The organism is Pseudoalteromonas sp. SR44-5 (assembly GCF_014163675.1).
In the GTDB taxonomy this organism is placed as follows: domain Bacteria; phylum Pseudomonadota; class Gammaproteobacteria; order Enterobacterales; family Alteromonadaceae; genus Pseudoalteromonas; species Pseudoalteromonas rhizosphaerae.
This window is the reverse complement of record NZ_JACJDT010000001.1, coordinates 100,310-115,698: the sequence shown is the minus strand read 5'-3', so window position 1 is coordinate 115,698 and position 15,389 is coordinate 100,310. Positions and strand designations below refer to the sequence as shown.

10 protein-coding genes are annotated in these 15,389 nt (G+C 40.7%); 7 read left to right on the top strand and 3 right to left on the bottom strand.

The window, feature by feature from the left end:
- Positions 1-22 precede the first annotated feature (22 nt).
- Complete coding sequence (locus H5154_RS00505) at positions 23-1,357, top strand: DASH family cryptochrome (RefSeq protein WP_220493340.1); 1,335 nt, start codon at positions 23-25, stop codon at positions 1,355-1,357.
- An 80-nt stretch (positions 1,358-1,437) separates the two neighbouring features.
- On the opposite strand, the gene fucP is transcribed toward H5154_RS00505, so the two are convergent.
- Positions 1,438-2,745, bottom strand: a complete 1,308-nt coding sequence (gene fucP, locus H5154_RS00500) for an L-fucose:H+ symporter permease (protein ID WP_145237450.1) — start codon at positions 2,743-2,745, stop codon at positions 1,438-1,440.
- Between the two features lie 288 nt (positions 2,746-3,033).
- On the opposite strand from fucP, the gene H5154_RS00495 reads away from it, so the two are divergent.
- From H5154_RS00495 to H5154_RS00470, 6 genes are all read left to right on the top strand, one after another.
- Positions 3,034-4,191 carry an ROK family transcriptional regulator gene (locus tag H5154_RS00495; protein ID WP_220491209.1) on the top strand — a complete coding sequence of 386 codons (1,158 nt, stop codon included), beginning with the start codon at positions 3,034-3,036 and terminating at the stop codon, positions 4,189-4,191.
- 462 nt (positions 4,192-4,653) lie between these two features.
- A complete protein-coding gene (locus H5154_RS00490) occupies positions 4,654-5,619 on the top strand; it encodes a carbohydrate kinase (protein ID WP_182717041.1) in 966 nt (321 codons plus the stop codon).
- Positions 5,620-5,788: 169 nt separating this feature from the next.
- A complete protein-coding gene (locus H5154_RS00485) occupies positions 5,789-7,303 on the top strand; it encodes a cryptochrome/deoxyribodipyrimidine photo-lyase family protein (protein WP_182717040.1) in 1,515 nt (504 codons plus the stop codon).
- Positions 7,293-7,445 (top strand): DUF2256 domain-containing protein, encoded by a 153-nt coding sequence (locus H5154_RS00480; RefSeq protein WP_145237463.1) that lies wholly within the window; start codon positions 7,293-7,295, stop codon positions 7,443-7,445. Before H5154_RS00485 ends, H5154_RS00480 begins: the two co-directional genes overlap by 11 nt.
- Before the next feature lie 103 nt (positions 7,446-7,548).
- Entirely contained in the window at positions 7,549-8,103 is a 555-nt protein-coding gene (locus H5154_RS00475; RefSeq protein WP_182717039.1) for a zf-TFIIB domain-containing protein, read from the top strand.
- 376 nt (positions 8,104-8,479) lie between these two features.
- The gene (locus tag H5154_RS00470) at positions 8,480-9,622 is read left to right on the top strand and encodes a N(5)-(carboxyethyl)ornithine synthase (protein ID WP_182717038.1); all 1,143 of its coding nucleotides are present in this window, start codon (positions 8,480-8,482) and stop codon (positions 9,620-9,622) included.
- A gap of 80 nt (positions 9,623-9,702) precedes the next feature.
- Here H5154_RS00470 and H5154_RS00465 read toward each other — a convergent pair whose 3' ends face one another.
- Entirely contained in the window at positions 9,703-9,966 is a 264-nt protein-coding gene (locus tag H5154_RS00465; protein ID WP_149980857.1) for a biotin/lipoyl-containing protein, read from the bottom strand.
- 28 nt (positions 9,967-9,994) lie between these two features.
- Positions 9,995-15,316, bottom strand: coding sequence for a DNA repair ATPase (locus tag H5154_RS00460; protein WP_182717037.1), 5,322 nt, complete (start codon positions 15,314-15,316; stop codon positions 9,995-9,997).
- Between the last annotated feature and the right edge of the window lie 73 nt (positions 15,317-15,389).

Below are 15,389 nucleotides of genomic sequence, written 5' to 3'. Positions count from 1 at the left end.
TTACGTATTAAAGACAAAGTAAATGAAAAAACGCTTTATTACTATGACACACTCTTTGTACTGGTTTACTAACGATTTACGACTAAGCGATAACGCATTAATCTCTCTTGCTGCAAAGCAAGATACAGCACTTAGCTTTGTATATTGTATTGACCCTCAATGGTTTAAAAGCAATCACCATGATTGCCAATCAATGGGACAACATCGCTGGCAGTTTTTAGCGCAATCTTTACAACAGTTAAACAATACTCTGAAAGACTATGGGCAACATTTAGTGATCTACCATCAAGCTGCTCATGAGATGATTGAACATTATTATCACCATCACAACGTGCGTACTCTATATTGCAGTGAACAAATTGGTTACGATGAGCAGCAAACGCTACTCAATGTAGCGAAAAATCATGCTGATCTTGTTATTAAACAAGCTAATACATTTACCTTATATGGCAACCAGCAACTTCCTTTTAGTGTTAATGAACTGCCAGCAACATTTAGTCAATTCAGAAAGCTAATTGAGCAAACAACGCCCACTATAAATACACTTTTAGATCCTCCAGAGTACATAGCCAGACCTTTAATTGCTCCAATGCCTTGGCCAACTACATTGCCTAATGTCAGTAAAGAACGAGCGTTATTCGCAGGTGGTGAACAAAGTGCGACTGATCATCTAGCTGATTACTTTTCAAGTGCTAATCCATCTACCTACAAAGAAACTCGCAACGCTTTAGCTGGTATTGAAAACTCAACCAAGTTTTCTCCTTGGCTTGCTAATGGCTGCATTAGTGCTCGGCAAATAGTCAACGCTTTGCGTAATTATGAGCACATTCATGGCGCAAACGACTCAACTTACTGGATTTATTTTGAATTACTGTGGCGTGAATACTTTCAACTATACAGCCTGCGTTATGGCAATAAGTTATTTTCTTTTGCCGGAATTACAAAGCGTAAGCCACTAACCAGTTTTTACCCACAGCGATTTAAGCAATGGTGCACAGGCACAACACCGTATCCCATTGTCAATGCATGTATGAAACAGCTGAATAAAACCGGCTATATGTCAAATCGTGGCCGGCAATTAGTTGCAAGCTGCTTGGTAAACGAGCTCAAGCTAGATTGGCGCTTTGGCGCTGCTTATTTTGAACAACAACTGATTGATTACGACGTGGCATCTAATTGGGGAAATTGGCAATACCTTGCAGGTGTTGGCGCGGATCCTCGCTCGGGTAGGCATTTCAATTTAGTAAAGCAAACCCAAACCTACGATGCTAATAATCAATTTATTAATCACTGGCAAGGTGATGAGGTACACGCCATAGACTCGTTAGATGCCGCAGATTGGCCGTTAAGCAGTTAATAATGCTTAAAGAATAGCGGTGGTGAGAATAAAAGTTGTAGCACACAAAACCGAGCCTTTAAGACTCGGTTTTGTGCATTTTAGCAAGGTGCAACATTATTAAATGTTCTAATTTTTGTTTTTAAATCAAATGCTGCATAACCAGCCACAATAATAAAACAGCCTGCTGGCACAATATAAGAAAAAGCGACACTGAAGGTATCAATAAATACAGCCTGTACCACGGGTACTATTGCTCCACCTAAAATAGCCATTACTAATCCGGCAGCACCTAACTTTGCATCATCGCCTAAACCATGTAATGAAATTGCGTAAATAGTGGGAAACATTAACGATAAACAAGCCGATATACAAACTAAAGCCCAAACGCCACTTATAGTTGGCATTTGCACCATATATAAACATAGTAGCGTCGCAATTACAGAGGTTGCCATTAATAGTTTTGCTGGTCTAATAAATCCCATAAGCCATGTCATCACAAACCGAGAGAACAGAAAAGTGATCATACTGTATTGCAAAAACGTTCCACCGGTCACTTCGTTTGTATCAAGTGCTTCCATAACGTATTGAATGGTAAAGGTCCATACACAGGTTTGCGCTGCAACATTAAAAAACTGCGCAATAACGCCAAAGCGATAATGTGTATTTTTAAATAATCGTTTAAAGGTTGCACGAAAATCGACATGCTTAGATACCTTTTTTTGCTTGCAAAAGTTAGGTGTTTTAGTAAATGCAATTGCCAGCCAAATAAGCACAAGTACGCAAGCCATACCCACATAAGGCACCATAACCGCATCTAGTTCTGCTTTTATTACCTGAGTTAGTTGCTCAGCGCTCATAGCTGCACGCTCATCTGAGGAAGCTATATTTAGGCTAGGTAAAATAAGGGTTGCGGCTAAAAACACACCGATATTAGTACCAACAGGATTGAAAGATTGCGCTAAATTTAATCTACGGGTTGCACTTTGCTGATTTCCCATTCCCATCACATAGGGGTTTGCTGAAGTTTCTAAAATAGATAGACCACCAGCTAACACAAATAAAGCGGCTAAAAAAAAGCCGTAAGTCATTGCTTGGCTTGCGGGATAAAACATAAATGCCCCCATCGCAGCCATGCCTAAGCCTGTCAATACTCCCGTTTTGTAAGAAAAGCGTTTATTTATATAAGCGGCAGGAATGGCTAAGCAAAAGTAGGCGCCATAGTAGCTAAACTGTACAAGTGCCGATTGCACTGAAGACATAGTAAATATTTTACTAAATACTTTAACTAACGGATCAGTCATATTTGCTGCAGCACCCCATGCTGCAAAGCAAAGTACAAGCAAAATAAAGGGAACCACCATCTCCTTAGAGACAAGAGGTGTTTTTGTATGTGTGTGTGTGGTCATTGCCATGTCTCAGTTGTTAACTTTGAGTAAAGCATTTAAACAGGTAAATATCACCTCGTCAATAAATCAACTATAGTTATTTATTACATTTAACAATACTTAATTGTACTCTGTCGTTAATTTAATATTAAATGATCAGCACAGTAATAAAACCAATGCTGTCGCCAAGTATGTCCGCTCAGTGTACAATTAGTTAAGTTATTCAAGACAATAACAGATTAGACAGGAATCATTATCAAAGCTAAAAACCCTCGACTCGTCTCACAAGAAGGCCGAAGCCAATCTGGCTTGCGTGCTCACAATGAACGTCGAATTATGTCTTTAATTCGTCAACAAGGGAGTGCGCCAAAAGCCGAGATAGCACAAAAAACGGGTCTTTCTGCACAAGCCGTTACAGTTATTATCAATAGCTTGGAAGCCGAGTCGTTATTAATAAGAAAAGAGCCACAGCGTGGCCGTGTTGGCCAACCCACGATTCCGTTTGCCTTAAATCCTGATGGTGCTTTTGGCATCGGCTTAAAAGTTGGTCGCCGAAGTTATGATTTAACCTTAATTGACTTGGTCGGAAATATTCGCGCAACCTTAAATGAATACTGTGCCTACCCTACTGTAAATAGTCTGCTCACTTTTCTAGAAAAAGGTATCAGCGTACTTAAAATGAGCTTAAGTGACGAGTTAGCCGAGCGTATTCTAGGTATTGGTGTTGCAACTCCTTTTGAAATTTGGAATTGGACTGAAGAAGCTGGCGCACCAAAGAAAGTAATGAATGAGTGGAAGTCTTTCGATTTTAAACAAAGAATCAATCAGATCATCTCTCTTCCTGTCTATGTATGTAATGATGATACCGCAGCATGCTCAGCAGAGCTGAGCTTTGGCAACCCAGCTCGCTTTACCGATTTTTTATACATTTTTATTGGCACTTTTATTGGTGGTGGAGTCGTTATAAATGAAACCTTATTTACCGGTAAAAAAGGCAATGCGGGAGCTATTGGCTCATTACCAAGGCCTGTACTCAATAGTGAAGGCCAACTAACATCGCAACAGCTGATCATGCAGTCTTCGCTGTATATCCTTGAAAAAATGCTTAAAGATGATGGCTACAATACCGACATAGTGTGGAGTTCAAAAGAATATTGGGGAGATTTAGGCCCTGTTTTAGATAAATGGATAGATCAAGTTGCAGATGGCCTTGCCTATGCAGCACTGTGCTCACTGGCTATTTTTGATTTTGAAGCCATTGTGATTGATGGTGCAATCCCTATCAATGTAAGAGAGAAAATAGTATTAGCAACAAAGTCAAAATTAAGCCAAGCCGATCATCGTGGCATTTATCGCTGTGCCGTACAAAGCGGCTCTATTGGTGCTAAAGCTCAATCAATAGGTTGCGCTAACCTACCGTTAATTATAAACTTTTCTCAAGATAACGTCAGCCTTTCCCACAACTAGCTTCCAATAAATTTATCAAGCAGCCGGCGCTATTCGCCGGCGCTTTAATATCCTGGATTACCCGCAAATAAATTCAATTAAATAACTCCATAAACTTGTACAAAAAAATAAGTAATAATAGTTGATTTATTACTTTTAGTTCTCTACATTCTATTTACAAATTTGCCCAAACTGGTGAGGCGGGTTGATAAAACAGCAAGTTTTTAATCACACGCAACAAAAGCAAAAAATGGTTTAGGATTTGGGCACATAATCGTAACGGGTACATCTGGTCAAAAAAGAGTGAATCTATCAATGCCATTAACCCAGCTAAGTTAGCTGGCTTGATTCGAGAAGATACATAAAGCGACGTATTTTTTGACACCAAAATCAATAACTGTCTTGGTGGTCAAGGCTTAGATTTAACCAAAGGTATCGTTTAAAACGAGACGATACCCTGACAATTTTTATAGGAATAACGTAATGGAAGTAGTTGCAATTGGTGAAGCCTTAATTGATTTACTCTCAAATGATTGTATAGATAAAACAGTATTAAACAGCGAGCCAGGATTCACTCAATTTGCAGGAGGTGCGCCCGCAAATGTAGCTGTCGCCGTAGCAAAGTTAGGCGGTTTGAGCTCACTGCTTGGTAAGGTAGGCGATGATCCGTTTGGTCGTTTTTTAATAAAGGCACTCGATACACATAATGTTAAAACATCACATGTTAGCTTTTCTAAAAAGGGTAAAACTGCACTAGCCTTTGTCTCATTAGATGAAAGCGGTGAACGTACATTTGATTTTTACGATAAAGACGCCGCGCATTATGATTTGCAGATTTCCGATTTAACCCCCTCTTTATTTGCAGCCCCTAAAATAGTGAGCTTTTGCTCAGGCTCTTTAGCTAAGGCTCACATATTAAATACTACGTTAAATGCACTAAAACACTTTAAAGAAGCAGACTCGGTTACATGCTTTGATATTAATTTTCGACCTGCCTTTTGGGATGAACCACTTACAGCCCCATCCATTATTAATGATATAGCTAAAACGGTTGATGTTATTAAAGCAAGTAAAGATGAGCTGATAGCCCTGTATGGCATTGAGCATATTGAAACCACAATAAAAAGCTGGGTAGACAATGGCGTGTCATTGGTTTTAATGACTGATGGTGGCGAGCCAATTACATTTTCCTCATGCTCATTTAGTGGTACATATCCTTGTCCACTAGCGAATGTCGTAGATACCACAGCTGCCGGTGATGCTTTTGTAGGCGGTTTTTTATACCAAGTAGCTTCGCTAGTAAGTGATAAAAACGAATTTACTGATTGGGCCAATAATTTTGAAAACGTATTAAAAGCAATCAACTTTGCAACTAAGTGTGGCGCCTCAACTGTCGCAAAGTTTGGTGCATTCGACGCTTTACCAACGCAGCAAGACCTGTCTGCCTGAGCACTTACAATCAACCAGCCTATTTGTAACCTCTATACTAACGACTAAAACTCATATTTTTAGTTTTAGTCGTCTAACAAAATCGCTTTTAAACTACTTTTACATTTAATACGTATAAAACCATTTATGCCTAATTATTTATAAACGATACGGTTTTGATATCACCAGTATGAAAGAAAAAATAAACATAGTCTGGTTTAAACGTGACTTACGCCTAAGCGATCATCAGCCTTTAAAAAATGCGTTTAGTAATGGCCTGCCCACACTATTAATTTATAACTTTGAACCTTTACTGCTTGACGATGGGCATTACAACGAGCGGCATTGGCGCTTTGTCTATCAATCAATTGTTGATTTAAATACCCAACTAGCTCGCTTTAATAGCCGCGTGTATATATTTAATGAAGACATGCAAACCCTGCTTGAATCGCTTCACTCGCAGTTTGCAATCACAAACATGTTTAGCCATCAAGAAATAGGGCTAAACAACACTTTTGAACGTGATAAAACCATTAAAACATGGTGCCAACACCACCATATTAACTGGTTAGAGTCGCCAACCGGGGCTGTGATACGTGGCAAAAAAAATCGCCACAATTGGAACGAACGCTGGCAACAAACCATGCAAGCACCTATTGCTATACCTAATTGGAAGCAAATAAAGCCACTCACCCTTACTGACTATAAAACACCCAAGCTGCCTAGTGCCTATACGCAAGATAATGAATATTTTCAGCATGGGGGCCCACGACTTGCCCGTGAAGTAATGCAAAGTTTTTTTGCTGAACGCGGTAAGGGTTATCAAAAAGGAATATCTAGCCCTAGTTTAAGCCGTACTCATTGCTCTAGGCTATCGCCCTATTTAGCGTGGGGAAATATCAGCCTGAGGCAAGTGTATCAAATGGCGATTGACGCATACCATAGCACTCATGCTGATAAAAAAGGTTGGCAGCGCCCGCTTGCTGCATTTGTATCTCGCCTGCACTGGCATTGCCATTTTATGCAAAAGTTTGAAAGCGAATGCAGCATGGAATTTAAAGCATTAAATCCGGGGTACCATGCATTTCCATATCGTGATGACGCACAAGTTACTAGCGATATTGAACGCTGGGCACAGGGGCAAACCGGTATTCCTATTATTGATGCCTGTATGCGCTGTTTAAAAGCCACCGGTTATATTAATTTTAGAATGCGCGCTATGTTAGTTAGTTTTGTTACGCATCATTTAAACATCAGCTGGCAACATGCAAGCCTGCCGTTGGCTAACTATTTTTTAGACTTTGAACCGGGGATCCACTACCCGCAAATACAAATGCAAGCATCGGTTACGGGCATTAATACTATTAGACATTACAACCCGATTAAACAATCTGAGGATCAAGACCCGAGCGGTGAATTTATAAAAAAATGGTGCCCAGAGCTTGAAAAGCTGCCTGTAGAATACTTGCATGAACCTTGGGAGCAAACACCCATGGAAGCATTATTTAACGACTTTAAACTAGGTGACGATTACCCTGCACCGATGATTGATTTAACCAAAGCGTCTAAAGAAGCGAGAGAACGGCTTTGGCAATATCGCGAACGTATTGAGGTTAAGCGCGCTATTCCTGCGATTTTAAAAAAGCATGTAAGCATCGTCCCTAGAACAAAAAGTACCAAGACAAACCATCACAATGGCTCATAAAAAACTAACTTTACCGCAAAAAACCTGCCCCACTTGCAAACGTGATTTTGCTTGGCGTAAAAAATGGCAGCGCGACTGGGATAACGTTATTTACTGCTCGCAGCGTTGCAAACGCAATAAAAACGAAGAGTCAACGCGCTAGCTAAAATTTGCAGTTAAACAGAACAAAGCTTTGTTATTGATTCTAAAAATACGGTAACATCATTGTTATTATTAATAATAAATAGCAATAATTAAGGGATACTATGAATTGTACAAGTTGTGGTAAAGGGTTACTTAAACCGAGTTTTATTGAAGGTCAATTTCGTTCGCACACATGCACGCACTGTAATGGCCACTGGATACTAATCGAAGACTTTGCAGCTTGGAAAGAGCGTAACCCAAACTTTGCATTTGCTGACAATATCTCATTCGAAGCCGACGCTAAAGACACTAAAAAAGCGTTAATTTGCCCAGTATCGGGAGTCATTATGCGTAAGTTTCGTATTTCATCAGCAACTGACCACCGTATTGATTACAGCGCACCAGTAGGTGGGATCTGGTTAGATGCAGGTGAATGGGAATTACTAAAAGAAGAAGGCTTAGCTGGTACATTGAATGCAGTAGTAACACAGCAATGGCAAAACCAAATTAGAGAGCAAAGTACCAAGCAAAACTTTAGTGACATATATGCTGATAAATTCGGCGCAGACACTTATACAAAAGTGAAAGAACTCAGAACATGGCTTAATGCACAACCGCAAAAAGCAGATTTGAGAGCCTACCTAATGGCTGAAGACCCATATTCTGCAGAAAAGTAAGCTGCTAGAAAAAGTAGGACTCGCTGTATCGAGTCCTTTCATCACAAAATACACCACAGTCATTGTACTTGTTTAATTTTCTTATTGCTGTGTTAACCGCATGCGCCACTGTTTTACTGTTATACTCAAATGCTAATACGCAGAAGCCAATCGCGGCTATGTCATATTTACTTCCGACTTGTCATTCTATGCAAGTTAACCACCTGATTTAAAACCGCTTTATATTAAAAATACTAATTTAGTAAATAACAAAACCCTTTACTGAGACCATTGTTTACAGTCAAGTGTTTCGCTTGCCTGTAAAACAGCCCACAGTTTGTTGGCGAAGTAGCATCATTCGTTTATGAACTCAGCATACTTTAAACAAGGCGATAGCATGAGTGAATTAACTATTGGCGTAATTGGTACGTCACGCAAGACAGATGAACGACGTTACCCTATCCACCCAGACCACCTTAAGCGCATTCCAGAACAACTTAGAAAACAACTGATCTTTGAACAAGGCTACGGCGAAGCTTTTAATGTGAGCGATGCGCAAATAGCCGCATTAACCGGTGGTGTTGCAAGTCGCAGTGATATTTTAACCAAAATAGGCACCGTGATCATCGCCAAACCGGTGCTTGCTGATTTACAGGAGTTACGTGAAGGTGGAACCCTTTGGGGCTACGTACATTGCGTACAACAACGCGAAATAACCCAAGCTGCACTTGATAGAAAACTCACTCTCATTGCGTTTGAAGATATGTTTGTATGGTCGCCGCAAGGCAATGTTGGTCGTCATACTTTTTATAAAAATAACGAAATGGCCGGCTACTGTGCGGTGTTACACGCACTGCAGCTCAAAGGTATTGATGGACATTATGGTGATCAGCGTAAAACCATCATCTTTAGTTTTGGTGCTGTTAGTCGCGGTGCAATTTATGCACTCAAAGCCCATGGTTTTAGAGATATTACGATTTGCATCCAGCGCCCCGATCACGAAGTACGCGAAGAGATCCTCGACTGCCATTACGTTAAAGTTCGCCAAGGCCAACACGATGAAGCACGGATGATGGTGGTTGAACACGATGGTACGCAACGGCCACTAACGGAGCTCATTAGCGAAGCCGATATTATCGTCAATGGCACTTTTCAAGAAACTGCAAACCCAGTTAATTTTGTTATTGAATCTGAAGCGGACTGCCTAAAAGCAAATAGTTTAATTATAGATGTAAGCTGTGACGAAGGTATGGGGTTCTTTTTTGCTAAACCTACCACATTTGCAAATCCGATGTTTCGCTATAAAACCGTTGATTATTACGCGGTTGATCATACACCTAGTTATTTATGGGAAAGCGCAACACGTTCAATCTCAGCCGCCATGATTGTATACTTACCTACAGTATTAGCAGGCAAGGCACAATGGCAAAAAGATGAAACCATCCGTCGCGCGATTAATATTGAAGACGGTATAATCAAAAATACTGCGATTCTAGCGTTTCAAAAGCGCCAATTAAACCCGCCTTATAATGCACTTTAGTTAATAAACATAATTAGTTTTTCAAACATCAATAAACACGCCGAGCAGTTAATCCTGCTCGACGAGTTCAACTGTAAGAGTCATTGTTCTGATGTTGTTTGCTCACCAGCGACTTTTTCTCTCAGTTGCATCACCACTTGATCTGATATAGCTAAATCTCCTTGCTTGGCACTAAAGCTATGAACAACCCCGGCAGTGGTAGCAACCACTTCCAACACCACTTTATCAAAATCAACATCAAATAAAGTTTGGTCTCGTACTACGGCATCCCCCTCATTAACGTAAATTGCCGAAATCGTAGCCTTACCCATCATTCCTTGTAGTTCAGGTACTTTGATATCCATATTGCTTCCTTAGTAGTTAATTTAAATGCTATTTCGCGCCCCATGCAGCAATCAATTTTTCAAACTGAGCCTGCACATTGTTATTATTGATACCTTGAGTTTGTTGGTTAATTGCATTAACAAGCTCAGTAAATGACGTTTGGTTATTGTTACTGGTAACCGCTGCAGTTAGCGCATTCACAGCCTCTTTATTATCAAGGGCTGCAAGTTGCTCAATTAACGCCTGCAAGTGTGGCTGACAGTTATTACCAGCTATAGCACGGCTTAATTGCTCTAAACTTGCCATATAAGGCGTTTGCACAAAACCATTATCAAGCGATTGCGCTATGCTACTAATTGCTTGTTTATTATCTAAACCTTGAATATTCACACCAACACTTTGTAATAACTGGCTGTAATCGTGGCTTAGGTTGTTTTTACTGAGTTTACCGGCAATCTCTTCCAGTGATTGATGCAAATAGCCCATTTGCTCCACCGCCATCATCACCGGGCTGCCTGCGCCATCAAGTTTATTTAAACGTACAAAGTCACCTTTAATTTGACTAAAGCGCTGCTGCTGCTCTGCGCTTAAGGTGCCACGCAGTTCACCGAGTTTAAGTAAGTTCTCTTCAGAGCCTTTACTGAGTGTTTGCGCTTCACCACGATAATGGTCACAAATCAAGTTTTCTAGCTCTTCGTCATTCATGGCAGCAACGACTTTTTCTGCCATTTTATTCATATTACGGTAGCTGCCTTGCAATTTAAATGGCGGCTCTGTGCGATAATTATTATCTTGCGCGGCTGAGGCAATATACTGGGCGTTCACTTTTAGTACGGTATTACGAATAGTGATTAATCGGCTGAGTACCGCTTTAATTTCGTTAACTTCCGCTTGTGAATAGCCGTGTTCAAGCTCATTTAATGAAATATCTTCGCCTTGACACATCCGCACTAACTTATATAAATCTTCCATGTTACGGTTAGCCAATGGCGCTAATACTGCATTAGATGTTAGCGCATTTTCTATAAAGCTCATGGCAAACTCTTGCTCACACCCGGCTAAGGTATCGCCAAGATTATAAATATCGGCGCGATTTGCCAACATATCAGGAATTTTAAAGCTCTCACCAGATTCTGTATACGGGTTACCTGCCATCACTACGGCAAACTTTTTACCGCGTAAATCATAGGTTTTACTTTTACCGTTCCACACCCCGTCAATACGTCTTGAGCCATCACACAAAGAAATAAACTTTTGTAAAAACTCAGGGTTAGTATGCTGAATATCATCTAAATACAGCATCACGTTATTGCCCATTTCAAAGCTCTGATTGATTTTTGCAATCTCTTTTTCAGCAGTAGCATTAATGGCTTGAGCAGGATCGAGTGACACCTGATCGTGCCCTATCGACGGGCAATTTACTTTTACAAAAGTCAGCCCTAAACGGTTAGCAACGTATTCAACTAAGGTAGTTTTACCGTAACCTGGCGGCGAGATAAGTAATAGCATGCCCATTAAATCAGTGCGTTTGTTTTTACCTGCTGAGCCAATTTGTTTTGCTAAGTTATCACCAATAATTGGGAAGTACACTTTATTGATCAGCTGATTACGTACAAACGAGCTAAGTGGCCTGGCTTTAAATTCCTCAAGTTGCAGACGTTCTTTTTGCGCCGCTAAAATATCACTGCGCAGTGCATGATACTGCTCAAAAGCCGGTACTTGCTCAGTGATGTATTTACGAGTTCTGGCATAAAACTCTGCATAATCAACATGTAAAGTTTGCTCTTGCACTCGTTTATGCTGCCCCATTAAACGCTCAACTTGGGTGTTTGGGGTGACGTCCAACACAGTGTATTTTAATGTTGTGGTGGCACTGAGGTGCAAGTAGTTAGCCGCTTCCGCTTGCACCATTGCCGATACTTTAGGATTTTGCATGCAGTACGCATTAAGCCAACTTAAAAATAATAATGCCCGCTCATCAGTTTGCTTTACGTTTTCACAGGCCTGAGCAAGCTCGTTGCTATAACCTTTGGCTTTAGCGTCACTGCTAAACTGTTCAGCTAAATTTTTAGCTTGCTGAGAAACGATAAATAGCTGTTGCTCTGCCGTTTTTTGTTGCGCTAATTGTTGCACTAAATAAGCTGCGGCCAAGTCAGTGGATAAATCAGCAAAACGTGCAGATAATTTGCTAACTTGAGTTAAAAAGGCATTGATCTGTTCACTTAACTGCGCAGTTAACGTGCCGATAAAACTGGTCGCAGCAAAGTGTTTATCCATCAAAATAGCATTGCTCGCTTGATGGAAATATTCGTTCAGTTGTGCAGATGACAATTGCGCACTAAATAACTGCGCAATAATACGACAACTAGCCGGATAAATAAGTAAGTCCAGACTATTTTTTTGCGTCAATAAGGTGTCAATAATTGCCCATGCATCGTGGTCATGAATGCCTTTTTCATAGCCTTCTTGATAGCGCGGTTCAGCAAATTTTTGCACCAGCTGCAATAATTGTTTATCTCGCTGTGCCTGCTCTAATTGTGCAAAAGTCAGCGAATGCTCACTGTTTTCACAAGCGAGTAATATTTGCGCAGCTAAATACTCACCACGATAAACCACCTCACTTTCCGAAACTAATGTTTGTTGCCACAAATGACGGCTTTGCTGTAACGTTTGTAAGCTTTTCTCATCTGTTATTGGCTCAAAATAATCAGTACCCGTTAAGTGCAGCATCAGCTGCTCGTCACGCGGCAATAAGGTTAAATCGAGTAATTGCTTATTAACACTAAAAGCGTGCTTACCAATACTGACTGTATTGCCGCCGTCAGTGAAAATATCTTGTTTATCACGTAACGAACGTATGCCCTGATCTTTACTGGCTTTTAGCTTTGATTGGATATCATCGGCACGAATTTCATCGCCTAACTCTTTAAGCTCACTAGTCAATGCACGAAGCTTGCTGATCATAGGATCGGCGGCAAAATAAGTATTTAATGCATCAAGCTCAGTAAAGCTTTGCGCACGGCGGTTAACGCCTTGCAATATACGCTCGGCGGCATTGGCTAAATTCAATGCGCGGCGCTGACGGGTATCAATTAAGCTTTGTTTATGCGCTTCAAAGCTTTCGTATACGTCATCACGTTTGGCAATGATCTCTGTCAGATATTCGTCAAAATCACTAAATTGCGATTCCAGCTCCTCAAGCTGAATAAGCAAACGTGAAAGTTGCTCGTCACACGCCTCTGGGGTTTTAGCATTATTTAGTGCGTTGGTAATACTTTGCGAAAAAAGCTTAAAGCGTGCGGCAAATTCAGCTTTAGCTTCAACACTGCCAAGGCTCTTTTGACGGATTTCAATGCTCGCTTTAGCACGATTAACCAACGCATAAACAGCACTGATATCTTCGAGGATTTGCGTGCGCACACGGCTGTCGTCGATGTCTAAATCAAGCATAGTGTGGTTAAGTAAATCCAGCTCTACACTTTGCGCATCTAACTGTGCGATATAGGTCTTCAGCTCGCTAACGCTTTCGCTTTTACTGCTTAGCTCTTCAAGCTCTTTAAGTTTTTCGTGGTACGGCGCCAGCGCGCTGTCTTGTTGTAAAAACGCGGCAGTTGCTTGGCTTACTTCAACCAGCCGTGTATCAATTTCACTTTGTAAGTTATTCAGTGCAGCAATATCTATATATTTAATATCTTCAAGGCTTATTACTTGCCCTTTGAGCATTTTTAATGCATCAATACCTTGCACAAATTGCGGTGCTACTTTAAAGCTATCAGGACGTACTTCTCGGGTTACATCAGTGTATTGCTTATTAATATCCACCAAGGCTTGCTTGGCTTTGTTTTGAATCTCGGTGACTTTTTCAAACTCATCAAGCACTTGCTCAGCGGTTTCATTGATGCTGTGTAGGTTTTGTGCGATTTTCGCAAATTCGCTTTCGTTAAGCCAATGGTAACGGTCAAAGATATTCCGGCTAAGGGCAATTAAATCTTCGTAATGAAATAAAGTCGGGCTTTGCTCGCTAATGGCTTTACAGACACTGTATAAATCAGAAATACCGCGAACTAAATCGGGGTTACCTATTTTACCAAAAAAGCTAGTAAGTGGCGGCGCATTGGCTGCAAATTCAGCCGATACAAACGGGCTTTGCCAAATTTGAATCGGATGTACTCGCTCCGCTTGGTCTTTATCGGCTTTAAAAGTCAGCGTTATACCATCGTTGTAAATAGCATAACCGTGACAATAAATTGGATTTTGCAGGTTTTTATCAATAATATTATAGGCAAATAGCGCGTAACGGCCTTCACTTGGCTCGTAAAACACGTATAAAACATCTTCGCCGTTTGGTGACTTTATATGTCGGTGAAATTCTAAATCTTCTATTTGCTCTTCAAACGAGCGTGCTTGCCCTGATTGTAAGTAGTAACCGCCAGGGAAAATAATGCCGTGATCTTCAGGTAAAGTAACACATGCACTGCCGATTGCATCTTGGCGCATGACCTGCTGAGTGCGGGTGTTATAAATAAAGTAACGCCATGTTTTTTCACGGTATGGGAGAATTTTTAGCAGCACTAAGTCGCCTACCAGCGCGTACTCAACTTCGCTGTCAGCAAGGGATTGGTTTTTATCATCAACAGCTTCTTGATAAATCCCTTCACCGGTGTCAGTGCTGTTTTCTATTTTAATGGTCAGTGAACCGCCAATGGTTTCAACAAACACTTGGTCCGCGATGTTGATATGAGCGTGGCGCCCTTCTATGTGGTTACTTCGGTCAGTTTTGAGCCATTCAAAATCATAGTCATGTGCGTGTTGAATATCACGCTCACCTCGGTTATCGATATAATTAATGGTGTTGTCTGGGTGAATTTCCCAGCGAAAAACCCGCACATCCGATAACTTGTCACCGATTTGGAATAGAGCAAATAGCTTGCCATTTTGTTGATATAAATGCTGTAGGCTGGTTTGTTTGTAGTAGGTATACAGTTCTTCAAAATCACGAATAAAACGACTATCGGTTAAAAAACGCGTTGTCTCTGGGTAAGGCTCAATTTCGTAATGGTCGTCTTGCTCCACCAACTTTTGTACACTAAATACATCACTGATTGCGGTTTCTTTTTTTAATCCCAAAAATACGTTGTAAGCAAAGATAACTTTATCGCCAATAATCACGATATCGCGCGGGGTACAATTTTGCTCCGTACGAACGCGAACACGCCCTTTTACTTGTAGATCAGTGCTACCAAACTCGTTAATACGCTGTGTATTTACATCATCTATTTGCGTTTTTAAACTAGCACCAAAATTATTTAAGCGGCGTTTAATTAAATCGTACGAGCCTTGTTCTAGCGCTTGTTGAGTTGCGTCCGTCATGAAACCTATCCTGAAATTTAATAGAAGTTAGCCGCAATAGTTAAACTATTGCGGCTACAACGAGAGAACTTAG